Source organism: Mycolicibacter sp. MU0083, from assembly GCF_963378075.1.
Classification (GTDB): Bacteria; Actinomycetota; Actinomycetes; order Mycobacteriales; family Mycobacteriaceae; genus Mycobacterium; species Mycobacterium kokjensenii.
Genome location: NZ_OY726394.1, coordinates 2214210 through 2240437 on the forward strand (window position 1 = coordinate 2214210; position 26228 = coordinate 2240437).

General features: G+C 69.7%; 10 protein-coding genes. 1 reads left to right on the forward strand and 9 read right to left on the reverse strand.

The features are described from left to right. Positions 1 to 99 precede the first annotated feature (99 nt). From RCP38_RS10265 to RCP38_RS10280, 4 genes are all read right to left on the reverse strand, one after another. Entirely contained in the window at positions 100 to 1893 is a 1794-nt protein-coding gene (locus RCP38_RS10265) for a hypothetical protein (protein WP_308472879.1), read from the reverse strand. A 164-nt stretch (positions 1894 to 2057) separates the two neighbouring features. Next, on the reverse strand, positions 2058 to 2789 hold the full coding sequence (locus RCP38_RS10270) for a nitroreductase family protein (RefSeq protein WP_308472880.1): 732 nt from the start codon (positions 2787 to 2789) through the stop codon (positions 2058 to 2060). Beyond that, a complete protein-coding gene (locus RCP38_RS10275) occupies positions 2782 to 3285 on the reverse strand; it encodes a DUF2505 domain-containing protein (protein WP_308472881.1) in 504 nt (167 codons plus the stop codon). The genes RCP38_RS10270 and RCP38_RS10275 overlap by 8 nt, the downstream gene beginning before the upstream one ends. Positions 3286 to 3299: 14 nt before the next feature. Continuing rightward, positions 3300 to 3980, reverse strand: a complete 681-nt coding sequence (locus tag RCP38_RS10280; protein ID WP_308472882.1) for a flavodoxin family protein — start codon at positions 3978 to 3980, stop codon at positions 3300 to 3302. 63 nt (positions 3981 to 4043) lie between these two features. Between RCP38_RS10280 and RCP38_RS10285 the strand changes: the two genes are divergently transcribed. Next, complete coding sequence (locus RCP38_RS10285) at positions 4044 to 4874, forward strand: class I SAM-dependent methyltransferase (RefSeq protein ID WP_308472883.1); 831 nt, start codon at positions 4044 to 4046, stop codon at positions 4872 to 4874. Here RCP38_RS10285 and RCP38_RS10290 read toward each other — a convergent pair. The 5 genes from RCP38_RS10290 to RCP38_RS10310 are packed head-to-tail and all read right to left on the reverse strand — an operon-like array spanning position 4867 to position 26225. Further along, positions 4867 to 6123, reverse strand: coding sequence for a phthiocerol/phthiodiolone dimycocerosyl transferase family protein (locus RCP38_RS10290; protein WP_308472884.1), 1257 nt, complete (start codon positions 6121 to 6123; stop codon positions 4867 to 4869). The two genes, RCP38_RS10285 and RCP38_RS10290, sit on opposite strands and share 8 nt — an antisense overlap. A 20-nt stretch (positions 6124 to 6143) precedes the next feature. Next, entirely contained in the window at positions 6144 to 10559 is a 4416-nt protein-coding gene (locus tag RCP38_RS10295) for a type I polyketide synthase (protein WP_308472885.1), read from the reverse strand. Then, positions 10556 to 16003: a type I polyketide synthase gene (locus RCP38_RS10300; protein ID WP_308472886.1), complete on the reverse strand. Its 5448-nt coding sequence runs from the start codon at positions 16001 to 16003 to the stop codon at positions 10556 to 10558. Before RCP38_RS10300 ends, RCP38_RS10295 begins: the two co-directional genes overlap by 4 nt. After that, on the reverse strand, positions 16003 to 21453 hold the full coding sequence (locus RCP38_RS10305) for a type I polyketide synthase (protein ID WP_308472887.1): 5451 nt from the start codon (positions 21451 to 21453) through the stop codon (positions 16003 to 16005). The genes RCP38_RS10300 and RCP38_RS10305 overlap by 1 nt, the downstream gene beginning before the upstream one ends. Then, positions 21450 to 26225 (reverse strand): type I polyketide synthase, encoded by a 4776-nt coding sequence (locus tag RCP38_RS10310; protein ID WP_308472888.1) that lies wholly within the window; start codon positions 26223 to 26225, stop codon positions 21450 to 21452. The genes RCP38_RS10305 and RCP38_RS10310 overlap by 4 nt, the downstream gene beginning before the upstream one ends. Positions 26226 to 26228 lie beyond the last annotated feature (3 nt).

Here is a 26228-nt window from a genome sequence, read left to right on the forward strand (position 1 = left end):
CGGGCAGGTCACCGCGTCAATATCCCTGGGCCGGCCTGCCGAAACGCCGCAGCCCGGCCTCGCGAACGGGGCCGGGCTGCGGTGTCGGTCGGTCGTGTATTACATCGCGGAGAAGTCGAACCAACTCATGATTTCGGCCCACAACGCATCGAGGTCGTCGGAGAGGCCGCCGCTCGGGTCGAGGAAGCCCAGGAAGTCGTCCCAGAGCAACAGGTTGTTCAGGCCGCCGTACTCGCCCACCGTCTGGTCGGCCAGCGGCAGATCGGGGTCGTAGCCAGGCGGGTGGTAATAGCCGGCCTCGTCCTGCGGCCACGGCCCGAGGAAGCCCGGGTCGGTCAGCAGGCCGGAGTTGACCGCCAGGGCGGGCAGGTACGGGTTGAGCTCGGCCAGGAAGTCGATGATCGCCCGGTGGGTCTCCTCGTCGAAGGTGAAGGTCCCGGTCTGCAGCGCCTCGATACCGGCCATGCTCTGCTCGTCGGTCGCCCCGTTGGCGTCACCCACGGCGTTACCGGTCCAGCCGGCCGCCAGCGCCGCCTCGGTCGCGTCGATCCACTGTTGCAGCGCCGGACTCGGCGCACCGAGGCTCTGGATCGACTTGACCAGATCCAGCGAGGTCACCCCCCACGGCGGGGAGAACGGCGCCATGTTGCAGACACCCGGGCACAGCGGGCTGCCGGCCACATACGGGTTGAAGTCGATGACCAGCCCGCCCAGGAACGTCTTGAACGTCAGGAAGACGTCGTTGATGTCCGGGAAGTGGAAGCCGACCAGCGGGTCGTCGCCGTTGAAGCTCCAGTCCATCGGCTGCATCAAGCTGTTGAACCACACCTCGAACGGCTTGATCGGGTTGAACAGGAACTCCAGGCCCGCCCAAGGCTGCAGGTTGATCGGGTTGCCGGCCTCGTCCAGGACGGGATCACCGTTCTCGTCGAGCAGCGGGTGGGTGCCCTCGAAGCCGTAGCCGGGACCGTCCTGGTCGGTGCCCGGAATGCTGCCCCGCGGCGATCCCGGCACCGCGCCGCCGTCGCCGATCCCGTCCACCGGGTTGGCGATGCCGTGCGAGGTGGGGTTGTCGGTCTCGAACGGGCTGCCGGGGAACTTGTATCCGTTGAACAGGTCCTGCAACGGCACCTTCAGCCAGTACTTGAACAGGTCCAGCTGATTGTCGTCGTTGGGGAAGTTGGTGAACTTCAGGAAGAAGTTGATCATCCGGTCGATGCCGGTGATGCCGGTGATCGGATCCACCGGCGACATCGGGTAGCACTGGATCGAGTCACACGAGGCGCTGACCGGCAACATGGCGGCGGCGAACAGTGCGAGCTGCTGACCCAGGCCCGCGGTGCCGTTGGCCAGTGCGTCCGGGTCGATCTCGGGCTGGAACACACCGGAGGCCTCCGGCGCGAACGGCAGCATCATGTCCACGATCGCCATGAAGTGCCCGGGGTCGCCCGGGTCCTCGCCCCAGATGTTGGTGGCGCTCGGGGTCCACCAGTTCCCGGTGAACAGGAACGAGGCGGCCATGATGTCGATGGCCTTCACCTCGTTGTAGGGGATGTTGAAGATGTCCTGCATCAAGTTGAACGGGATGTTGAAGATCGAGGCTTCCGCGGCCAGCTGGACCGCGCGCTCGGTGGCGCTCAGGCCGGGCGCCCATTCGCCGACCGGGCTGATGGGCGCGACGGCGACAGCGGTCGCGGCGGCTACCGCGGCACCGGCGGTGGCGTAACGGGTCTGCACCGCGTCACGGTGCGCACCCAGGGGCGCGACGCGACGCTGCGGTGCCGCACGGTGTGCACCGCCGGTACCCGATCGACGCTGAGCGCGGTTGGGGCCGGCGAACGCGAATCGGCGGTCCGGCACGGCACGGTGCGCGCCACCACGCCTTCGAGTCACACCACTAGTCACATATCCCCCTTTGGTCCCCCCACCAGATCGGGACAGCATATAGCCGTAACGGTGAGGTGTCTAAGCGAGCACAGATAAATTTACACGGGCCGCGGAATAACTTCCGCATAGTCAACCATAATGTTCTCCACTGGTTGATCTTCGGTCGCCGATCAGCGGTCCAGCCACTCCCGGTTGCCGTACCCATCGAGATGGGTCACCTCTCCGACGGGTTTGCGGGTCGTCGGGCCGTACCGTCCACGGGGCCATCCCAGCGGGACGATGCAGCACGGCGTCACCGCGTGTGGCAGGCCCAGCACACGCCGCGCGGCGCGCTGGCTCCACAACGGCAGCGTGATCAACGAGGCGCCCAACCCCATGGCACGGGCGGCCAGCAGCAGATTCTGCACGCTGGGATAGATAGAGCCCCAGTACGCGGATTCGGCGATGTGCGGCATCCGCACCACCGGCAGGCGGCCCTCCCGCGCCCCGAGCCGCAGGCAGGCGACCACCAGGACCGGCAGCTCGGCGAAGTGGTCGATCTGCCACTCCATCGCCCGCGCGATCCCGGCGATCGACTCGTCGGTCTTGAGCTTGCGCCGCAGCACCAGGCCACGCTGGATCTTCCACGCCTGCCGGTACCGCTTGGCCAGTTCCTCCTTGACCCGCCGGTCCTTGACGACGATGAATTCCCAGTTCTGGCCGTCGTTGCCCGTCGGTGCCCGCAGTGCCAGTTCGATGCAGCGCAGCACCACCTCGTCATCGATCGGGTCGGAGTACACCCGCCGGATCGCGCGCTGGGTCATCATCGCCTCACCCAGTGGCATGTCCAACCGGGCCAGCGCCTCGGCCGCGGTGGGCACATGGGTCGGGGTGACCACCGGGGTGCGCTCGGCGTCAGGCATGGTCGGCCAGCCAGCTCGTGGTGAACCGTTGGATCTCGGGGATCCCCTGGGAGAACTCGCGCGCCAAGAAGCTCTCGATCGGGCCGCCGACCAGCGGGACCTTGAACTGCACGGTGCCGGTCAGCGCCAGCTGAGAGCCGGTTCCGGCGGGTTCGAGCACCGCGGTCCCGGCGCCCGAGCCCGGCGCCCCGGTCACCGCGACCGTGATGGCGCCGGCCACCCGACCGTCCTCGGCCGGCGTCCATACCTCGGTGGTGACGATGTTGAGGTCGCCGCGATAGACCTTGGCCAACATCCCCGGCAGCGCGCCGTGCCGCAGATCCTCGGTGACCACCACCTGCACCCGGCCGCCGCCGTCGACATCGAGCGAGTCGAGGGTCTTGCTGCCGCCGAAGGCCTCCAATCGCGCCAGCCAATACGATCGGTCGCCGAAGGCGCCGTGCACCTGCTCGACGGTGGCTGGTGAGGTGCAACTCACCTCGAAGGAACGTGGCATCTACCGCTGGCCTCTCACTTGCCGAACAACCGGCCGACCAGGCCGGTGGCGAACTTACGGACCCGGTCGAGCTGTTCGGGCTGGACGTTGGTGGGCGGCAGTCGCAGGCCCAGATAGCGCTGCCGGTAACGCCCGCTGCCCAGATAGCTGGTCAGCGACAACATCGAACGTAGCGGATCGCCGGGATAGGTCAGGTGGATCTCGTCCTGATACCGGCCGCCGCACTCCTCCCCCAGTCGGGCGACCTCCGCGTAGTTCTCCTGCCAGAACTCGCGGCAAACGGTGAAGACCACAAACGGCTTGCCGTTCAACAGGTTTCGCGCCTCATCGGTCTGCAGGAACGACCTGATCGGCATCGCGGGAGCCTTCCACCAGGTCGGCGAGCCGATACAGATCAGGTCGTAGTCGCCGTCGCGCACCGCGTCGGGGGTGCGGATCTCCCCCGTCTCGCCGCGCTGCTGGGCTTTGAGAACGCTGAGCATGTCCGGCCAGACCCGGCGCAGCGGGAACTGCGAGAAACGCTGGGCATAACGCGGATCGGTGAACTCGATACCGGCTTTGACCACGTCGCACCCGTGTTCGGCGAACACCTCACCGGCGGTCTCGAGCACCTTGCGCGACTGCCCGGAGAAGCTGTAGTACAGCAACAGGATCCGCGGCGCACGCGCGTCGCGCTCACTGGCCTCAACCGACATCTGTGCCTCCTGTTTCATGCGGCGGTGCGTCGAACGCCCGTCCAGCGTATTAGGCTCGCCATCGTGGCAGAAAAGATCCCCGTCGACCTGCACGGCGCCGCTGCAACCATGCTGACGACGCTGTACCTCAAAGCACTCGACGCCGATTTCGACTCCCCGGTACTGGGTGATCGCTATGCCAGGGAAGCCGTCGAGCGCATCGACTTCGACTGGGACGGGCTCAAGGCCCATGGTCGCTGGGCACCGTTGGTGACGGTCCGGACCGCCCAGTACGACATCTGGGCTCGCCAGTTCCTGGCGGCCAACCCGGAGGCGACGGTCATCCACCTGGGCTGTGGACTCGACGCCCGGGTCTTCCGGATCGACCCCGACCCCCGGGTCGCCTGGTACGACATCGACCAGCCACCGGTGATCGCGTTGCGCGAGAAGGTTTATCCCACCCGCCCGGGCTACCGCCTGATGGCGACGTCGGCGACCGACCCGTCGTGGCTGAACGAGATCCCCGCCGACCGTCCGGTGCTGCTGTTGGCGGAGGGCATCAGCATGTACCTGACCGAAGCCGACGGCGTCGCCCTGCTGCAGAGTGTCGTCGACCGGTTCCCCTCCGGCGAACTGCAGATCGACTTCTACAACTGGTTCGGCATCAGAACCCAGAAGACCCACCGCCTGCAGCGGCAGTCCGGCGCCACGTTGCACTGGGCGGTCAACGGCCCGGCCGACGTGCTGGGCAAGGTCGACGGGATTCGACTGTTGGCGGCCACCAACCTTTTCGACGCCGAGACCTTCAGTCGGGTCCCGGCCGGATTCCGGCGGTCGAGCCTGCCGGTCCGCGCGGTGTCGCCGCTGCGCGGCATGCTGCAGTACCACCGCTACGCCTTCGGCCGCCTCAGCTGACGCCGGCGGCGTGCTGCTCGGCGATCCCGCACAGCAGCGCCCGGATCGCCTCCACCGAACGCTCCGGCTCCGGTCCGTGCGAGTGGTATTCGATGTTGAGCTGCCCGGCGAAGATCTGGGTGAAATAGATGTCGATGCCGGCGCTCACCGCGAAATACAGCTCACCGTGGGTGGTGCTCACCTCCACGCCCGGTGGGGTCCGCACGGGCGGAACCAGGCCGTTGTTGCTCAGCACGACGACGTCGGGCAGTCCGGGCGGGTTCCCGACGTACTGGGGGCTGAAGTGCAACCGGGACTGCTGGATAACGCCCTCGTCGAGGTCTTTCTGGAAGTTCTCGGCGATGTCACGGGCGATGGCCACCAGGTCGGTCTTGGCGTCGATCTCGGCCAGGTAGGTGGCCAGCCCGATCGGGTTGGTGCATCCGGTCGCCGAAACCGGCGGTGACAGAAAGTATCTCAGGTCGACGGTGTAGACGTAGGGCACCGGGATGCTCAGCTTGCCCCGCAGTTGCCATTCGGCGATCAGCACCGCCGCGGACAGCACGGCGTGCAGGCTCAGATCGTGGGCCCGCCCGAACGCGACCACGTTGTCGGTCTGGCTCTCGGTCAGTCGGGCCGAGGCCATCGGAACCAGCACCGGCGACGACGGGGTCTCCGCGCCGACGGCGCGCCGGGTCGGCGGCAGGTCGTAGGCGAACAGCGCCGGCATGAACCGTTCGATTCCCGAGCGCTGCTGCTTCTCGATGCCCCGGTCGGCCAGGACCGCCTCGATCGACAGCGGCGCGGGTTCGACGTTGATCGCTCCGATCCGGCCGGTGGTGACCAGATCCGTGTAGTAGGACAGCATCTCCTCGATCAGCGCATACATGTGGTGCCCGTCGGCGACCGCGTGATGCACGTACAGGGTCGGCTGGGTCTGGTCACCGCAGATCAGCACCCGCATCGCCACCAGCGATTCGGTCTGGTCGAAGCGGGGGGTGGGCGGCTTGGCGTCGGGTCCGTCGAGTTCGATGACCTCGATGCCGTCGGGCATCAGGTCGTCGGTGACGAACTGGTGTCGGCCGTCGGGCAGCGTTTCCAGCCGCCCGGTGAGGATCGGATGCGCCTCCAGCAGCGCCTCGTAGGCCTCCGAGAGCAGATCGAGGTCGATCGGACCGGTGACATGCGCGGCGAGGCCCACGAAGTTGTGGGTCTCGGCGAGCATCTCCTCACTGATCGCCAGCTTGCGAATGACCGACGTGGCAAACACTTTTGCGGATCTCTCCCGTTCTAAGACAGCTCGACCAGGGTCATCGCCGAGTCATCGGAGTCATCGGCCTCCGACTCGAGGTCGGCGACCGCCTGGCGCACCAGGTCCAACACCGCATCGGAGAACGCGTCGGCGATCGCCTGCACCACGGACTGCTCGATCCGGCGGTTGTCGTACCACCAGTCCAGGTGCAGCGCGCCGCCGGTGCGGTAGGCCCGCAACTCCAGCGCGTGCCCCAGTCCCGGGATCGCGTCGCGGACCGGCATCGCGGTGTCCGGATCGAACTGCACCGGCGAATCGCCGAGCGACGGCATCTCCGGAATCGCTCCCACGTAGGAGAAGTGGATGTCGGCGGGCGCGACCGCGCCGAGCAGTCGCGCGGTCGGCGCGTACTGGTAGCGCAGCAGGCCGTAGCCGATCCCGTAGTGCGGTACCGCCTCCAGCAGCTCGTGGACCGAGTCCAGCACCTGCCGTGCCCCGGTCTGCTCAGCCGTCGTGCAGGCCAGCGCCACCGGGTACAGCGTGGTGAACCAGCCCACGGTGCGCCGCAGGTCGATGTCGGGCTTGAGCACCGAGCGGCCCGCTCCCCCGAGGTCGACCGCCACGGTGCCCGCACCGACCGAGTCCGCCACGGCCCGGCTCAATCCGGCCAGCAGGATCTCGTCGATCGGCAGACCCAGCCGGCGCCGTGCGTCGTCGATCTCGCTGACGTCGGCCCCGGACAACGTGGCGGTGAGCTTGGAAAGGTCCCCGGCCGAAGGTGATTCGGCGACCTTCGATGCCAACCGCAGGGTCGCCGAGGTGGTGGCGTCGAGCCAGAATTCACGGCTCTCCAGCACCGCCGAGTGGGTCGCCAAACCGGCGCAGCGCTGCGACCACTCGGCCCATCCGACACCCACCGGCTGCAATGCGATCTCGTTGCCCTCGAGTTGCTGGGCGAACGCGGTGAAGATGTCGGTGACCAGGACGTCGCGGGACGCCTCGTCGCCGACAGCGGCGTGCAGGCTCAGCGCCAGGTAGCACAGATCGCCCGACGAGCCCCGGACGTACAAGGCGGTCAGCGGCGGGCTGGACAGATCCTGGTCGCGGATGTGTTCGGCCAGCAGGGTGCGCACCGCATCGTGCTCGGCGGTCAGGCCCTCGGGCAGCGAGTGGGTGGCGATCTCACCGAATTCGCCGGGTTCGGCCACCTGCTGCTCCCAGGTTCCGGCTCGTTCGGTGAGCCGCAGCCGCAAGGCGTCGTGGTGGTTGACCACCGCGGTGAGCACCGCCCGGACGTCGTCGACACCGACGTCGGGCCGCAGCCGCAGGATCAACGGGATACGCCACCGGCCGTGCTCGCGCAGACCGTTCTCCAGGAAGTAGGTGAGGTTCGGCGGGACCGGCGGATGCACGACGTCGCCCGGAGCCTGGCGGGCCAGGCCGCCGGCGGCATAGCGGGCCGTGAGCGCCTTGGCCAGCGCCGTGACCGTCGGGTTGTCGTAGAGGTCCTGCGGGGTGATGTCGAGGCCCTCGTGCGACGCGGCCATCGCGACGCTGATCGCGACCAGCGAGTCGCCGCCGATGTCGAAGAAATTGGCGTTGCGGTCGACGGATCCGACCCCCAGGCAGACCGCCCAGATGCGCGCCAGGGTGGTGTCCATGGTCTCGCCCTTGGCCACCGCTGCCGCGCCGGACGCACCGTCGGCGTCGGCGCCGGTTCTCGCGCCGGCCCCGGAGACCCAGGCGGCCTCGGCGTTGTGCTCCAGCCAATGCCGTTGCCGCTCGAAGGGATAACCCGGAACCGAGACCCGCTTGGGCTGGTAGTCGCCGCGCAGCGGCCGCCAGTCCACCTCGATCCCGGCCGCCCAGAGCTGGCCGAGCGCCAACAGGAAGGCGTCCCGGTCGTCGCGGTTCTGCGCATGGTGGCGCATCAACCGGACGGCCCGGTGGCCGCCGGAGAACTTCGGGTGCCGCGACGCCGAGGCGGTCAACGTGGCGCCCGGCCCCACCTCCACCAGGACGCGGTGGGGCTGGTCCAGCACCGTGTCGATCTCGTCGGCGAACCGCACCGTGGCGCGCACGCTGCGCGCCCAGGTGGCCGGGTTGGTCGCTTCGCTGGGTGCCATCGCCGTGCCGGTCAGGTTCGACAGCAGCGGGATCGTCGGTTCCCGCAGCGTCTGCCGGGACAGGAAGCCGGTGAACTCCGGAATCATCGAGTCCATCAGGCGGGAGTGGAACGCGTGCGAGGTCCGGACCCGGCGGGCGGTGATCCCGGCCTGCTTGAGCCGATCGGTGAACTCGCGGATATCGGCATCGCTGCCGGCCACCACGCAGCCGTCGGGGTCGTTGACCGCGGCCAGGTCCACGTCGCCGGTCAGATACTGGCCGACGGCGTCGGGGCTCAACGGCACCGCGACCATCACCCCGCGCGGCGCGGCATGCATCAACCGGGCACGCATCGCGACGACCTTGATCGCGGTGTCGAGGTCGAAGACCCCGGCGATGGTGGCCGCGGCGTACTCGCCGATGCTGTGTCCCACCAGGGCCGCCGGGCGCACGCCGTAGCTTTCGACCAGCTTCGCCAGGGCGTACTCGACGGTGAACAGCGCCGGCTGGGTCCGGTCGGTGCGCTCGAGGTCACGCGAGGTGCCGTCGAAGATCATCGCCCGCAGGTCGAAGCCGAGTTCGGCGTCGAAGCCGGCCACGCAGCGGTCGAAGTACTCGGCGAACACCGGTTCGGTGTCGTAGAGCCCGCGTGCCATGCCGATGTGCTGCGCGCCCTGACCGGGGAACAGGAACACCACCCGGTCGGCGTCGGCGGCCGCGTCGAGACCGGCCACCTCCTCGCCGATGAAGACGTTGTCGCTCTCCTCGGCGCCCAGCACGGTGACGGCGTCGGCCCGGTCGGAGACGACCGCGGCCAGCCGCAGGCTCTCGGGGTGCCGGCGGGCCAGCGAGTAGGCCACGTCCGGCAACGCCGGTGCACCCGGCTCGTCGCCGCCGGCCAACACCTCGGCCAACTCGGCGCGGCCCTGCGCCAGCGCTTCGGCGGTACGCGCCGACAGCAGCAGCACTTCCGGTCCGGGCTTGGGGGCGACCCCGGCGCCCACCGCGGCCTCTTCGGGCCACTCCTCGACGATCACGTGGGCGTTGGTGCCGCCCACCCCGAACGAGCTGACCCCGGCCCGGCGGATGCCGTCGGACTCCCAGGGCCCGTACTCGCCGCGGATCCGGAACGGCCCGTCCTCGAGATGCAGCTCGGGATTCGGGCTGGTGTAGTGCAGGGTGGCCGGAAGCGCCCGGTGCTTGAGGCACAGGATGGTCTTGATCAGGCTGGCGATGCCCGACGCCGACTCCAGGTGCCCGATGTTGGACTTGACCGAGCCGACGTAGCAGGGTCCGGACCGCGGTTCCTCGGAGACCGCGAAGGCCTGCCGCAGGCCCTCGATCTCGATCGGGTCGCCCAACGGCGTACCGGTGCCGTGCGACTCGATGTAGGTGATGGTGGAGGCGTCGACCTCGGAGACCGCGTGTGCCTCGGCGATCACGTCGGCCTGCCCGGCGGCGGTGGGTGCGGCGTAGGTCATCTTGACCGCGCCGTCGTTGTTCAGCGCCGAACCGCGGATCACCGCGTGGATCTGGTCGCCGTCCTCGACGGCGGCGTCGAGCGATTTGAGCACCACGACGCCGACACCGCTGGCGAAGATGGTGCCGTCGGCGCGCACGTCGAACGGGCGGCAGTGCCCGGTGGCCGACACCATCGACCCCGGCTCGTGCCAGTAGCCGACGTGATGCGGCACCCGCAGCGAGGACCCGCCGGCCAGCGCCATGTCGCACTCGCCGTTGAGGATACTCTGGCAGGCTAGGTGTACGGCGACCAGCGCCGAGGAGCACGCGGTCTGCACCGACAGCGCCGGGCCGCGCAGGTTGAGCTGGTGGGCCACCCGGGTGGCCAGGTAGTCCTTGTCGTTCTGCAGCGACAGGTTGACCATCTCGAAGCTGACGCCCTGGCCGATGATCAGGTTCGGGTCGTAGTGCGACATCAGGTTGTGCAGCAGGTAGCCGCTGGTGGTGCTGGTGCCGTAGACGCCGACCGCACCGTCGATCTCCCCCGGCCGGTAGCCGGCGTCTTCGAGGGCGTGCCAGGCGGTCTGCAGGAACAGCCGGTGCTGCGGGTCCATGGTGCGCGCGGCCAGCGGCGTGAAGCCGAAGAAGCCCGCGTCGAATTCCTCGAGACCGTCCAGCAGCGCCGCACGCCGCACGTAGTTGTGGTTGGCCAGCGCCTTGTCGCTGACGCCGGCGGCCCGCAGCTCGTCCTCGCCGAGGGTGACGATGGATTCGACCCCGTTGCGCAGGTTGTCCCAGAAGCCGGTCAGGGTGCGGGCACCCGGAAACCGCCCGGCCATGCCGACCACGGCAATCGCGTTGGGCGGCACCTCGTTCTTCGTGCTCACGATCGCTCTCCTACTTTTCGCCGCGACGCCGCCCGCTGCCGTGCCGCGGCACGCTGCTGGGCACGGCTACGCACGTCGCCGGCACCATCGGCGGCACTCTCCGGTGCGGTCAACCCGAGCTGGCGGCTCAGATCGGCGGCCAGGTCGTTCAGCGATGCACCCTGCAACAGCAGGGCCACCGGTGGTTCGGCCCCGAAGTCCCCGCGGACGGTGTTGCGGATGCGCACCGCCATCAACGAGTCCATGCCGAGTTCCGTCAGCGGCCGGGCCGGGTCGATCGCACTGCCCTTGGGGTAGCCCATGATCGCCATGATCCGTGCACCCAACCGTGCGACGACCGCCTTGGCGGCCTCGCCCGCGTCGAGCGCCTTGAGTGCTTCCGGACCCGACCAGTCGTCGTCCTCGCTGTCCAGGTCGAGCTCTTCGGCCAGGGTGGCGAAGTATCCGAGCTGCTGCAGTTCCGGGAAGGCCGCGGCCACCCGGTCCAGCCGCAGCCGGGCCACGCCCACCCGGGACAGGTCGCCGCCGAGGATCGCCTCCAGCGCCTCCATGCCCTCGTCGGGGTTGATCGGGTCCAGGGCGCTGAACTTCAGCTCCTGGGCGACACCGACGCCCGACCACTGGCCCCAGTTGATCGTGATGGCCGGCAGCCCCGCCGCCCGGCGCCACGCCACCAGTCCGTCCAGCCAGGCGCTGGCCGCCGCGTACGACGCCTGCCCGGGTGCACCGAGCAGCGACGACGTGGAGGAGAACCCGACCCACCAGTCCAGGTCGGCACCGGCGGAGCCCAGGGTCGCCTGGTGCAGGCGCAGGGCGCCGGTGGCTTTCGGCGACCAGACCCGCTCCAGGGTCTCGCGGTCGATACCCACCACGATCTGGTCGTCGATGACCGCCGCCCCGTGGATGACGCCGCGCAGGGCCAACCCGGATTCGGTGGCGGTGGCGACCAGTTGCTCGGCGACGCCCGGGGCGGCCAGGTCACCGGAGACCACCGCGATCTGTGCGCGCGCTTCGAGTTCGGCGAGCACCGCACGCTGCTCATCGGAGGGCTGCGACCTGCTGTTGAGCACGATGCGTCCGGCGCCGTGCTCGATCAGCCAGCGGGCCACCACCAGGCCGATGCCACCCAGGCCGCCGGTGATGACGTAGGCGCCGTCGCGGCGCACGGCAGGGGCGCCGGTCCCGGTCAGGGTGGCGCGCCTGAGCCGCTCGACGTAGCGGTGTGCCCCGCGCCAGGCCACCACGTCGTCGGTGCCGGCCAGGCCCAGCTCGGTGATCAGTGCCGCCACCGGGTCGGCGGCGGCGTCCAGGTCGACCACACCGGTGTGCAGATCCGGGTGTTCGTAGGCCAGGACGCGCACCAGACCCTTGAGGCCGCAGATCGACGGGTTGCCCGATTCGGCCGGATCGACCGTCAGGCCGTTGCGGCCGACCAGCCACAGCCGCGGGGCGGTGCCGTGCCAGCCGCTGACGACGGTGCGCACCGTCGAGGCGACCGACCAGGCCAGGTCGAGGCCGCCGGCGGTGGTCGCGTCCGAGCCGTCGAAGTCACCGGGGGTGGCGAACACCAACACGCCGACCGGCGGACGTTCCGGGTCCTCGGCGGTCTGGGCGAACGCTTCGCGCACGGCGGATTCACTGGTGCGGTCCGCGGTGATCACGCGGCGCTTGTCGGAGCTGAAGCGGCCGGCGAAATCGGCTGCCAGAGCTTCACTTTCGGGGCCGTCGGTCAGTACTAGCCAGCTGCCGTCCGCGCCGGCCGGCGGCTGGGCGGGCGGCGGAACCTCGATCCAGTCGGTGTCGAAGATCTTCTGTGTCAGCGGTAGCGGCACGGTACGGCGCTGCACGCGCTGCAGATAGATCCCGCCCAGGACCGCGGTGACGGTCCCGGTGTCGTCGGTCAGGATGACCCGGCCCAGGATTCCGCCGTCGTCGTGACTCAGTACTTCGGCGTGACCGCGGGCCCGGCGTCCGACGTCACCGAAGACCCGGATGGTCTCCACGGCCACCGGAAGGTAGGTGGCCTCGTCGGCCCCGGCCGATCCGCTCAGCGATTCGTCGGGCAGGGCCGCGGCCAGACATTGCAGCGCCGCGTCGAGCATCACCGGGTGGATCCGGTAGCCGCGGTGTGCGACCGCTTCGTCGGGCAGCACGATCTCGGCCTCGGAGATGCCGCCGGGCTTGCGCACGATCCGGGTCAGCGCGGCGAACGCCGGACCGTGCTGCAGGCCGGTGCGCCGCAGCGCGGAGTACAGGTCCGCGGGCGACAGCGCCGTACCGCTGCCCGACGACGGCTGGTGTTGGCCCGGTGCGCCGTCCGGATCGGCCGTCGCGACCCGTGCCACGGCGTGCCGCGACCAGGCGCCGCCGGCGGCCCGGGAGTGGACCTCGATGCGCAGTTCGTCGGTGCCGTCGGTCTCGTGCAGCAGCCGGGTGGTGACCTCGGTGCGGTCGTCGACGCGCAGCATCTGTTCGACCTCGACGCGGTCCACCGCCAGTTCGGATACCGACAGGCCGAGGGCCTCCGCGGCGGCGGCCAGCGCCATCTCCGCGAAGCCGGTGGCGGGCATCACGACCTGGCCGTGCACCTTGTGGTGGGCCATCCACGCCACGATGTCGGTGCCGACGTCGGCCTGCCAGACGTGGCCGTGTCCTGCGGGAAGCTCGACGTGTACCCCCAGCAGCGGGTGCGCATCGGCCGAACTGCGGTTGGCCGCAGTGGGTGCGGCCCAGTACCGGACATGCCGCCAGGGCCGGGGCGGCAGGTCGGCGCGCCCGACACCGCCGTCGGGTGCGGCCGCTTCGGCCGACGGCGGTGCCACGGCGGCCAGGCTGGTGTGGAAGCTCAGCGCCTCGGGCTGGTCGCGCAGCAGCGTGCCGGCCACGACGGCGTCACCGGCGGGCCGGGCGGTCTCCAGCGTGCCGTTGATGGCATGGCTGAGCAGCGGGTGCGGGCTGACCTCGACGAACCTGGCGTGCGCCGCGGCGGCCGCGCTCACGGCGTCGGCGAACCGCACCGGGTTACGCAGGTTGTGCACCCAGTAGTCGGCATCGAAAGCGGCAGTCGCACTTCCGGTCTCGCCGACGGTGCTGATGAGCGGGATCTTCGGCGGCAACGGCTTGAGATCGGCCAGCGCGGTCCGCAGTTCGCCCAGGATCGGGTCCACGGTCGGGTGGTGCGATGCCACGTCCACCTCGACCCGGCGGGCCAGTTTGCCCTGTGCGTCGACCACCGCTACCGCGGCGTCGACCTGCTCGGGCGGCCCGGCGATGACGGTCTGTTGCGGCGCGGCGTAGACGGCCACGGTGATGTCCGGGTATTCGGCGACCAGCTTCTCGGCGGCTTGCGCGTCGAGTTCCAACAGCGCCATCGCGCCCTGGCCCGACAGCCGGGCCATCAGTCGCGACCGGGTGGCGATCACCTTGAGACCGTCGGCGGGGCTCAGCGCGCCGGCGACCACGGCGGCCGCCACTTCGCCCATCGAATGCCCGATCACCGCGTCGGGTTCGATCCCGTGGGAGCGCCACAGCGCAGTCAGGGCCAGCTGCATGCCCACCAGGACCGGCTGGATGCGGTCGATGCCGACGACCGGCTCACCGGATTCGAGCACCTGGCGCAGTGAGAAGCCCACCTGCGCGACGAAGTCCGGTTCCAGTTCGTCGACGGCGGCGGCGAACGCCGGCTCGTCGGTCAGCAACCGGCCGCCCATTCCGGCCCACTGCGAGCCCTGCCCCGAATACAGGAAGACGGTGCCCTTGGCTCCCTGGGCGCCCGTGGCGCTGCGGGTGCCGACCACGCCCGGCGCCGGGTAGCCGCCGGCGACCGCCCGCAATCCGGCCAGCGCCTGCTCGGTGTCGCCGGCGCAGACGGTGGCGAATTTCGTGTACCGGCTGCGGCGGTGGTTGAGGGTGTTGGCGATCTCGGTCAACGGAACGTCCGCGCCGGGGCCGGCCAGCCAGTCCGCCAGTGTCGCAGCCCAATCCGCGACCCGCTGCTCGGTCTTGCCGGAGATCACCAGTGTGGCGATCGGGCCTGCGGCGGCCGGTGCCGAAACCGGGTCCGGACCCTGTTCGACGACGACGTGTGCGTTGGTCCCGCCCAGCCCGAACGAGGACACCGCCGCCCGCCGCGGCCCCTCGGCCGCCGGCCAGGGGGTCGTCTCGGTGGGGACGAACAGCCGGGTCGGCGACGGGTCGATCGACGGATTCCATTTGGAGAAGTGCAGGTTCGGCGGAATCTTGCCCTTCTGCACGGCCAGCGCGGCCTTGATGAATCCTGCGATCCCGGCGGCCGCCTCGAGGTGGCCGATGTTGGTCTTGACCGCCCCCAGTGCGCATTTCTCGGCGCCGCGCCCGTAGACGTCGGCCAACGCCTCGAATTCGATGGGGTCGCCCAAAGCGGTACCGGTGCCGTGGGTTTCGATCATGTTGACCGAGTTCGCGGCGACGTCGGCGCTGCGCAGCGCACGGGTGATGGCGTCCACCTGCGCGATGGTGTTCGGTGCGGTCAGCCCGTTGGATCTGCCGTCCTGGTTGATCGCCGAACCGCGCACCACCGCCAGCACCCGGTCACCGTCACGGATGGCGTCGGCCAGTCGCTTGAGCACCACGATCCCGGCGCCTTCGCCGCGCACGAAACCGTCGGCTCCGGCGTCGAAGCTGTGGCATCGGCCGCGCGGGGAGAGCATGCCCCACTTGGCCATGGCGATCTGGGTCTCCGGACGCAGGATCAGGCTGACTCCGCCGGCCAGGGCCAGGTCGCTCTCGCGCAGGCGCAGGCTCTGGCAGGCCATGTGGATGGTGACCAGCGACGACGAGCATGCCGAGTCCATGGCGACGGCCGGTCCGCGCAGGCCGAGCAGGTAGGCGATCCGGCCGACTGCGACGGCGTGGGCATTGCCGGTGGCCGAGTAGCCGTCGATGTTGTCCGGATTGGACGCTGAAATCCCTTGGTATTCGGTGTAATACACACCCATCATGACCGCGGAACGGATACCGGACAGATTCTCCGGGGACAGGCCGGCGTGCTCGAGTGCCTCCCACGCCACTTCCAGCATCAAGCGCTGTTGCGGATCCATCGCCTCGGCTTCGCGCGGCGAGATTCCGAAGAAGTCCGCGTCGAAGCCGGCGACATCGGAGATGAACCCGCCCCACTTCGACGACATCCGGCCCGGGGTCAGCGGGTCCGGGTCGTAGTACTCGTCGGCGTCCCACCGGTCCGGGGGGATCTCGGTGATCGCGTCACGGCCGTTCTCCAACAGGTCCCAGTAGGCGTCCGGCCCGGAGGCGCCGCCGGGGAAACGGCAGCCGATCCCCACCACCGCGATCGGCTCGGCGGACGCGATCCGCGACGCCTTGTCGAACTGCTCGGTCAGCGCCCCCCGCTTGTCGGCGCTCATCGCCGACATCCTGTTGAAGATCGACGTCGTGAAGGTTCCCGTCATCAATAACTACCGCTCTCACTACCGGTTGAAGCCGACTCGACCTGGTCGAACAACTCGTCCAGCACACCGCCGGCAGAGCCGAACCCCAAATCGTCGTCGTCTTGCGCTGACCCGTCCTGCACGGCGTACCGCGATGCCAGCAATCCCACCAGATGGGTCGCCAACGCCGAGATGCTGGGGTGATTCCACAGCATCGATGCCGACAAATCCACCCCCACCAACTGTTGTGTCTCTTTGAGGACCGTCATCGCGATCATGGAGTCGAGGCCCATCTCCGGGAACGGCTGGTCCACGTCGACGGCTGCCGCAGATGTCCGAAGCTCGCGGGCCAGGATAGCCTGCAACCGGACCACGAGTTCGTCATACCGCCGGTCCGCCGGGATCGACGCCCAGTCCGGCGGGCCCGCGTTCGCGCCGGCACCAGGCTGATCAGCAGCCTCAACAGCCTCAATCGTCACGGTAGCTTCGGCGGCTTCGGCGACCAGGTCTTCGAAGAAGGTCAGGTCCCGGAATTCCGGCGAGGTGGCGACCGCGCGGTCGATGCGCAACCGTCCGACACCGACCCGGGCGCCGACCACCGCGGCGCCGGCCCCGAGTACCGCGTCCAGCGCCTCGATGCCCTCGTCCGGGTTGATCGGATCCAGCACGCTCAACGTCATCGAACGACCCAGTCCGACGTCGGACCACTGCCCCCAGTTGATGGCGGTCGCGGGCAGGCCGGCGGAGTGCCGCCACGCCATCAGCGCATCCACCCAGGCGTTGGAGGTGGCGTACCCGAGTTGACCGGGCAGGCCGAGCAGTGCCGCCATCGAGGAGAAGCCCACCCACCAGTCCAGACGACGACCGGAATCGGCTTCCTGCAGCGCACAGTGCAGTCGGGCCGCTCCGAGGGCCTTGGCCGACCACACACTCTCCAGGCTCTCCGGGGTGACGGCGGTGACCAGGCCGTCGCCGAGCACACCGGCGGCGTGCATCACTCCGCGCAACGGTTTTCCGGTCTGTTCGGCCACCGACACCAGTTGTTCGGCCACGCCCACGGCACTGATGTCGCCGGCGACGAACTCCACCTCGGCGCCGGCCGCCAGTTCGTCGAGCACGGCGCGCTGCGACTCCGACGGCTGGCTGCGGCCGTTGAGGACGATGCGCCCGGCGCCGCGGGCCACCAGCCAGCGGGCCACCACGGTGCCCAGTCCCCCGAGCCCGCCGGTGATCAGATAGGCGCCGTCGGGGCGGACCTCGGCGTGCAGTGCGTCGGCTTCCGGCCCGGCGCCGTCCAGGCTCGCCCGGCTGAGCCGTTCGGTGTAGCGCTGTCCCGCCCGCCAGGCGATCACATCGTCGCGCAGCGGGGCGGTCAGTTCGGTGAGCAGCGTGTCGACGCCGGCGTCACCGGCGGCCAGGTCGACCAGGGTCGCGCCCAGATCCGGCTCGTCGGCCAGCACCCTGGCGAGTTCACCGGGGAACCGCCAGGTACGGACCACGCCCTTGAGCGCTCCGATGGCCGGGTCGCCGGCCTCCCCGGCATCGAACGCCAGGCCGCCGCGGCTGACCAGCCACAACCGTGGCCGGTCCGCACCGGTGCTCGCCGACCAGCCGTCGACGGCCGCCCGGGCCACCGCCGATGCCGTCCAGACGAGGTCGCGGGCACGAGCCGTCACGGCCTCGGGGTCGGTGCCGTCGAAGTCGTGGCGATCCAGGAAGGCGACGATGCCGACCGGCGGCGACGCCGGGTCGGCGGCAGCGCGTGCGACCGCCTCGGCCAAGGCGGGTTCGTCGGTGAAGGCGCCGGTGACCACCGTGCGGGTCGGACCGGCCAGACGTGCCCCGAACTCGGCGGCCAGTGCCGCCGCGGACGGTTCGGTGAGCACCAGCCAGGTGCCCGGTGCGGGTTCGGTCGCACCGGTCGCGCCGGGCAGGGCGGCCGGAGCCCACCGGGTGCCGAACAGTTTCTGCTCCAGCGGCACCCGCAGGGTTCGGGGATCGATCGGGCGCAGTTCGACGCCGGCCAGTTCGGCGACCGCACTGCCGGTGTCGTCGACGAGGACCACCCGGCCGACCGGGTTCGTGCCGTCGGCGTTCAGTTCGGTGTGGCAGCGCAGCGTGCTTGCCGGCCGGCCGACGACCCGGATCGTGTCGACGGCGGCAGGCACGTAGACGGCCCGCTCTTCGGTGCCGCCGACCGTGATCGCGCTCGCCAGCTGCCGCAGCGCGGCATCGAGCAGCACCGGGTTCAGGCGGTAGGCCGGGTGCGGTGTTCCGCCGTCGGCCAGTGCGACACCCTCGCCGGCCGGCACCGCCAAAGCGGGTGACGCGGTGGCCGCGTCGATGCGCGCCGACGCGTACCGGGTCCAGGGTTCGCCGGCGGCGCGGGCGTGCACCTCGACCCGGATCTGACCATCGGTCTGGCTGAGCTGGGTGGTGACCTGCATCGGCTGGTCCAGAACCAGGGGCTGTTCGATCTCCAGACCCGCCACCGCGACGGGTTCGGCGGGGCTGCCCAGGGCCTGGCTGCCGGCGGCCACCATCATCTCGATCAGGGCCGCGGCGGGCAGCACCGCCTGCCCGTGCACCGGATGCGCGGCCAGCCACGGCACCGCGGCCGTGTTGATCTCGTGTTGCCAGACGTGGTCTGTCCCGCTGAGCAGTTCGACGTGGTTCCCGAGCAGCGGGTGAACGTCGCGGGTCCGGCCGCCGTGGTCCGGCGCCGAGATCCAGTGCCGGGTGTGCTGCCACGGGGTGTGCGGTAGTTCGGCGAATCCGCCGGGGGCCGCACTGTTTTCGTACCGACCGAGTTCGGCGAGCTGCAGGTGGAAACTCAGCGTCTCATCGTCGCCCCGGCGTAGCGTCGAGGCCACGGTCACCGGTTCGGCGGTGCCGGCCTCGGCCGTCTCGATGATCGAGTGCGTCAACAGCGGGTGCGGGCTGATCTCGATGAACGTGTCGTGGTCTACCGCCGCGGCGGCCACGGCCTGGTGGACCAGTGCCGGCTTGCGCACGTTGGCCACCCAGTAGTCGGCGTCCAGCGTCGGTGTGGGCCCGGTCGGATCGGTTGCCGTGGAATAGAACCCGATCTTCGGAGCCACCGGGGTGAGGTCGGCGAGTTCGGTGCGCAGTTCGGCCAGGATCGGATCCATGAACGCCGTATGCGACGCCACCTCCATATTCACCCGCCGGGCAAACCGCTCCGACGCCGCCACCGCAGCGATCACCGCATCCACATCCGCCGGCGAACCCGCCACCACCGTCTGCCGCGGGGACAAGAACCCCGCCACCTCGACACCGGGATAACCCGCCAACAACTCCTGCGTCGCCCCGGCATCAAGCTCCAACAACGCCACCGCACCCGCACCGGCCTGCCGCGACATCAACCGCGACCGCACCCCGATCACCCGCAAACCCTGCTCCGGCGTCAGCGCCCCGGCCACCACCGCCGCAGACACCTCCCCCATCGAATGCCCGATCACCGCATCCGGAACCACCCCATAGGACCGCCACAATTCGGCCAACGCCAACTGCAACCCCATGATCACCGGCTGCACCTGCGCATCACCAGAAATCTCACGCCCGGACTCGATCACCTCACGCAGCGAAAAACCCACCTGCGCAACAAAAACCGGCTCCAACTCCGCAACCGCCGCAGCAAACACCGGCTCCTCGGCCAACAACCGACGACCCATCCCCACCCAATGCGAACCCTGCCCGGAGAACACGAACACCGGGCGTGCGGCCGCGGTGCGACTCTGCGGTTCGGAGACACCGGCGGCACTCTCCCCGGCGGCGAGCGCGCGCAGTCCGGTCACCGCTGCGGCGTGATCCCTGGCGCAGACCGCGGCGCGGTATTTGTAGCGGCTTCGATGCTCCCGCAGGGTTTTCGCCACGTCGGCCAGGGGGGTGTCGGCGCCGTCGCCGTCCATCCAGTCCGCCAGCATCCCCGCCGTCGCCGCGATCCGCGCCGCCGACTTCCCCGACACCACCAACGTCGACACCACCGGCGCAGCACCCGAGACCTCGGCCGCCGCCACCACCGGAGCCTGCTCGACGATCACATGCGCATTGGTCCCCGACACCCCGAACGACGACACCCCCGCACGACGCGGCCGCGACACCGCCGGCCACTCCATCGCCTGCGATGCCACCACGAAATTCCAGGCACCCGGGCCCGCGTTGGGTGTCAGCTGGGAGAAATTCAGATGCCGCGGAACAAAACCATGCTGCACCGACAACACCGTCTTGATGAAACCCGCAACACCCGACGCCGACTCCAAATGCCCCAGATTGGTCTTCACCGACCCCAACACCAACGGCGCCGAGGAACCACGATCACCGAACACCGCCGACAGCGCATCCAACTCGATCGGATCACCCAACGCCGTCCCGGTCCCGTGCGCCTCCACATAATCGATATCACCCGGAGACAACCGCGCCGACGCCAACGCCGCCCGCACCACCTTCTGCTGCGCCGGCCCCGACGGCACCGTCTGACCCGACGACGGCCCATCCTGATTCACCGCCGAACCAGCCACCACCGCCAAAATCCGGTCACCATCACGCTGCGCATCCGAAAGCCGCTTGAGCACCACCACACCGGCACCCTCAGACCGCACATAACCATCAGCAGCCGCATCAAACGTCTTGCACTGCCCATCCGGCGCCAACATCCCCCACCGCGACGTCGCAATACTGTTCTGCGGAGTCAAAATCAGATTCACCCCGGCAGCCAACGCCGCATCCGACTCCCGACGCCGCAAACTCGCACACGCCAGATGAATCGTCACCAACGACGACGAACACGCCGTATCCACCATCAACGCCGGACCATGCACACCCAAGAAATACGAGAGCCGACCCGCCGCGAAATTCGGCGCATTCCCGAAGGACAGATAGGGATCCGCGTCACGCGGGCCGAGGTTCTCGGCAGCGGCCAGGGTGTAGTCGCTGGTGGTCAGGCCGACGAAGACGCCGGTCTGGGTGCCCCGGATCGCCTCTTTGGTGATCCCGGCGTTCTCCAACGCCTCCCAGGCCACCTCCATCAACAACCGCTGCTGAGGATCCATCGCATCGGCCTCACGCGGCGAGATACCGAAGAACTCCGCATCGAACTCCGCCGGCTGCCACGACGTCAAAAACCCACCGTCACGCGAACTGATGGTGCCCGGCACCGAATGGTCGGGCGAGAAGTATTCGTCGGCGTCCCAGCGATCCGCGGGAACCCGAACGATCCCGGAACCCCCATCGCACAACAACCGCCACAACGCGCCGGGATCATTGACCCCACCCGGCAACCGGCAACCCATACCGACGACCGCGATCGGCTCGCTGTCACCGGCCTCGGCCACCGCCAACCGCGCCGTCAGATCATCGATCTTGCGCAGCGCCTCGGCAACAAGTGAACGACGATCCGGCCCCCCAGCCGACCCGGCCGACCCAGCCGGTGCAGCACGCTTCTCGCTCAACTCAACCTCTCCGACAGCTGCGCGAGCAGCTCGTCATCGCTCATGTCGTCATAGGCGTCGGTGTCATCCTGCTCGGCGGCCTCCACCAGCTCCGGCAAGATCGAGGCGAGGTAGCCGGTCAACGCCTCCACGGTCGGATAGTCGAAGACCACTGCGGCGGGCAGGGTCTCGCCCAGCGCGTCGGAGAGCGCACGCTGCAAGGTGACGCTCATCAGCGAGTCCATCCCGGAGGCGAAGAATCCGGCGGTGGGATCGAGCGCGTGCCGCGAGGCCAGGCCCATCGCGGCGACGACCTGCCCGATGACGTGCTCGCGCAACAGTTCCAGACGTTGCTCCGGTTCCGCGTCGGCCAGACTGCTGCGGAACTCGGTGAGTACCGGGCTCGACCCGTCGGCCGGTGCGGTGACGACCAGCAGGTCGTCGACGATGCGCAGCGCCGCACGGGTGCGGTAGGCCGCGGCCAACCGCGGCCAGTCGGCCGCCACCACGGTGTGCCGCACCGCGTTGTGTGCTCCGATCACCAGCGGCAGCGCACCGATCGCCACCTCGTCGGTCATCGGCTCCAGCCCGGATTCGACGGTCACCTGGCGCTCCACGTCGGATTGGGTGTCGGTCAACGACTTCCACAATCCCCAGTTGATCGCGGTGGCCGGCAGACCGGCGGCACGGCGGGCGTAGGCGAAGGTGTCCAGATAGGTGGTGGTCGCGGTGTAATGCGCCAGCCACCGGGATCCGGTGATCCCCGAAATCGAGGAGAACAGCACGAAATAGCGCACCGGGTGGCGTAGCGACAGCTTGTGCAGTACGGCTACCACGTCGAGTTTCGGCCGGAACATGGTGGTGACGTCGTCGTCGGTCATGTCGCGCAGCGTCACCGGTCCACCGGCGAACGCGGCCACGTGGATACCGGCCAACGGCGGCAGATCCGCACCGAACCGGTCGAACAGGGCGCTCATCGCGGCCTCGTCGGCGGCATCGGCGGCCACCGACACCAGGGTGGTTCCCGCGGAAGCCAATTCGGCGGTCAACGCGTCGAGCCGGGAACCGGGCCGCCGGGATACCGCCACGATGGTCCGGGCGCCGTCGGCAGCCAGCTGCCGCACCAGTTGCGGTCCGATGTTGCCGGTCGCTCCCACCACCAGATGGCAGGTGTCGGCGTCGAATTCCACCGGGGTGGCGCCGCTGGGCCGGTTCCCCAGCAGCCGCGGCACCCGGCGGATACCCGCCCGGTAGACGATCTGGTCTTCGGTGTCGTCCGCGCCGGCCTCGGCCAGCAGGTAGCCGGCGACCAGGGCTGCGGGCACCGACTCGTCGACGTCGACGACCCGGCCCCAGATCTCCGGGTGCTCCAGGGCGAGGCTGCGGCCCAGCCCCCACAGCACCGCGTGCGCGGGGTTGGCCCGGTCGCCGTCACCGACGGGTTGGGCGTTGCGGGTCAACAGGTACAGCTTCGCCGGTGTCGATGTGTGGTCCAGCATGGCCGTGGCGAGTTTCCGCGCGATGTTGAACGCGTCGTATGCCGGCTTCGCGCTGAGGTCCGCGGCGGCCGCCGGGGGCGCGTACACGACATGGGTGACGGTTCCCAACGCCGCCTTCCATGCCGCGTCATCGGCATCGGCGGCCAGTCGGACCACCGCACCGCGACGCTTCGCGCTGAGTTCTTCGGCTACCTCGGTATCACCGATGACCAGCCAGGACTCCTCGGTGTCGGCGACGACGTCGGCAGCGGCCGGCGCTTCCGCCGTGGGCCACGTCAGTTCGCACCACCAATTCTCGGGCACCGTGCCCGGGCTGCCGACGGCTCGCTCGGCGCCACCGGCCACCGGGCCGGCGGCACGCCGCAGCGGCGCCGCCTCGATCCAGTAGCTGCTGTGCTGCCACGGGGTGGCGGGCAGTACCGGGTGCGGTTCCGGCGGGTGCGGCGTCTGTGGGGGCTGGGTGGTGTGGGTGCGGTTGAGATTGGTGTGGAAGCTGACCGCGTCGTCGCCGTCGCGCACCAGGGTTCCGACGCCGTGGTGGTGCCCGCCCAGCGCCTCCACCGTGTCCGCGATGGCGTGGGTCAGAATCGGATGGGCGCTGACCTCGACGAACGTGGTGTATTCGCCGGCTGCCGCGGCGACCGCCTGGGTCAGCAGCGCCGGTTGGCGGACGTTGTTCGCCCAGTATTCGGCATCCAGCAACGGCATTCCGCCGGCTGGCATCGCCGATTCGCTCACCGTCGAGTAGAACGGGATGGTGGCGACTTCGGGCGTCAGGTCCGCCAGCGCGGCCCGCAACTCGGGCAGGATCGGGTCCATCAACGCGGTGTGCGACGCCACTTCCATGTTGACGCGCCGGGCGAACCGGTTCTGGCCGCTGACCGTCGCGATGATCGCGTCGACGGGGGCCACCGGACCGGCGACGACGGTCTGCTTCGGCGAGAGATAACCGGCCACCCCGACATCGGGATAGTCGGCGATGAGTGCTTCGGTGGCCGCGGCGTCCAGGTTCAGCAACGCCACCGCACCCTCACCGGCCTGCCGTGACATCAGCTGCGAACGGGCGGCGATGACGCGGAAACCGTCGGCCGGGCTCAGCGCCCCGGCCACCACCGCGGCGGTGACCTCGCCCATCGAGTGGCCGATGACGGCGTCCGGATGCACGCCGTAGGACCGCCACAGTTCGGTCAGCGCCAGCTGCAGTCCCATCAGCACCGGCTGTACCTGCGCGTCGCCGCTGATCGCTTCCCCGCCGGCGATGATCTGCCACAGCGAGAAGCCGACGTGCTCGACGAACGCCGGTTCCAGCACCGCCAGCGCCCGGGCGAATGCCGGTTCGTCGGTGAGCAGTTGACGGCCCATACCGACCCAGTGCGAGCCCTGGCCGGAGTAGACGAACACGGTGCCCGGTCCGCACGGCCCGTCATGCGGGCCGACGATGCCGTATCCGGGTTCGTCGGCGGTGTTACCGGCGGCCAGCGCCCGCAGGCCCCGTACCGCGTCGGCACGGTCACGAGCACACACGGTGCCGAACTGGGGCTGGCGGGCCCGGTGGTGGTTGAGGGTGTGCGCGATGTCGGCGAGTTCGACCTCGGCACCGTCTCCGTCGATCCAGTCGGCGAGGTCGAGGGCGGTCGCCGCGATCCGTTCCGGGGTCCGGCCGGAGATCACCAGGGTGGTGACCGCCGGGTCGACCTCACGTGCGGTGACCTTGGCCGGCGGTGCCTGCTCGATCACCACGTGCGCGTTGGTGCCACCGAAGCCGAACGAGGAGATGCCGGCCCGGCGCGGGTGATCCGTCGAGGGCCAGTCCTGGTGTTCGGCAACGACCTTCAACCGCATCTGGTCGAAGGTGATGTGCGGGTTCGGGGTGTTGAAGTGCAGGTTGCGCGGAATACGGCCGCGCTGCACGGCCAGCACCGCCTTGATGAAGCCGACCATGCCCGCGGCCGCCTCGAGGTGCCCGAGATTGGACTTCGCCGCGCCGAGCAGCAGCGGTGCGTCGGCGGCACGGCCCCGGCCCAGCACCGTGCCCAGTGCTTTGGCCTCGATCGGATCGCCCAGCAGGGTGCCGGTTCCGTGGGTCTCGACGTAGTCGACTTCCTGCGGCGCGATGCCGGCGTCGGCGTAGGCCGACCGCAGCACCGCCATCTGGGCGGCCGGGTTGGGCGCCAGCAGTCCGTTGGAGTGACCGTCCTGGTTGATCGCCGAGCCGCGTACCACCGCCAGGACCCGGTCGCCGTCGCGCCGGGCGTCCGACAGCCGCTTGAGCACCACCGCACCGCAGCCCTCGCCGCGGACGAATCCGTCGGCGTCGGCGTCGAACGCGTGGCAGGCTCCGGTCGTCGACAGGGCGCCGCTCTGGTCGAAGCCCCGGAAGACCGCCGGCGACATCAGCAGGTTCACCCCGCCGGCGATCGCCGTCTCGCACTCCCCGGTCCGCAGACTGCGGCAGGCCAGGTGCAGGGCGACCAGCGACGACGAGCAGGCGGTGTCGACGGTCACCGAGGGACCGCGCAGGTCCAGGAAGTACGACAGCCGGTTGGCGATGATGCTCAGGGCACCGCCGGCGTTACTCCAGGCGTCCACCTTGTCCAGATCCGCCGATGCGTGGCAGCCGTATTCGGTGATGCTGGCCCCGACGTACACGCCGGTCTGTGACCGCCGCAGCGACGTCGCCGGAATACCGGCGTTCTCCAACGCCTCCCAGGCGACTTCCAGCAGCAGCCGCTGCTGGGGGTCCATCTTGACGGCTTCACGGCTGGAGATGTCGAAGAACTCGGCGTCGAAGGCCGCGATGTCGTTGAGGAACGAGCCCCAGCGGGTGGTGCGGGCGATCGCGTTGCCGGTCTCGGGTGACCCGTCGTCGAACGGCGCCCAGCGATCGGCGGGAACCTCGCTGACCGCGTTGCCGCCGTCGAGCAGAAACTGCCAGAACGCGTCCGGGGAGTTGATGTCGCCGGGGAACCGGCATCCGAGTCCGATCACCGCGATGGGCTCGTCGGTGCCGAACCGGCCGGGTTCGGGAACCGCGTCGTCGTCGGCGGATTCGGGTTCGATCAGGAAGCGGGCCAGCTCCGTCACCGATGGGTGCTGCCAGAGTTCCACCGGCGAGACCTTGCGGCCGAGCAGCTCGGACAGCTCCCCGCAGAGCACCACGGCATCGCGGGATCCGACACCCAGGTCGCTGAGCGATGAGTCGAAATCGATTTCTTCGGGGCTGCACCCGATCGTGGTAACCAGGTAGTCGGCCAGCCAGTGGCGCAGTGCTTCTTCGTCAAATGCTGCGGTCATGCG

Bases quoted from the DNA above. Each gene is read 5' to 3' on its own strand.
- RCP38_RS10280 (WP_308472882.1), bottom strand. From the start codon at position 3,980: ATGTCGGTTGAGGCCAGTGAGCGCGACGCGCGTGCGCCGCGGATCCTG.
- RCP38_RS10300 (WP_308472886.1), bottom strand. From the start codon at position 16,003: ATGACGGGAACCTTCACGACGTCGATCTTCAACAGGATGTCGGCGATG.
- RCP38_RS10310 (WP_308472888.1), bottom strand. From the start codon at position 26,225: ATGACCGCAGCATTTGACGAAGAAGCACTGCGCCACTGGCTGGCCGAC.
- RCP38_RS10270 (WP_308472880.1), bottom strand. From the start codon at position 2,789: ATGCCTGACGCCGAGCGCACCCCGGTGGTCACCCCGACCCATGTGCCC.
- RCP38_RS10275 (WP_308472881.1), bottom strand. From the start codon at position 3,285: ATGCCACGTTCCTTCGAGGTGAGTTGCACCTCACCAGCCACCGTCGAG.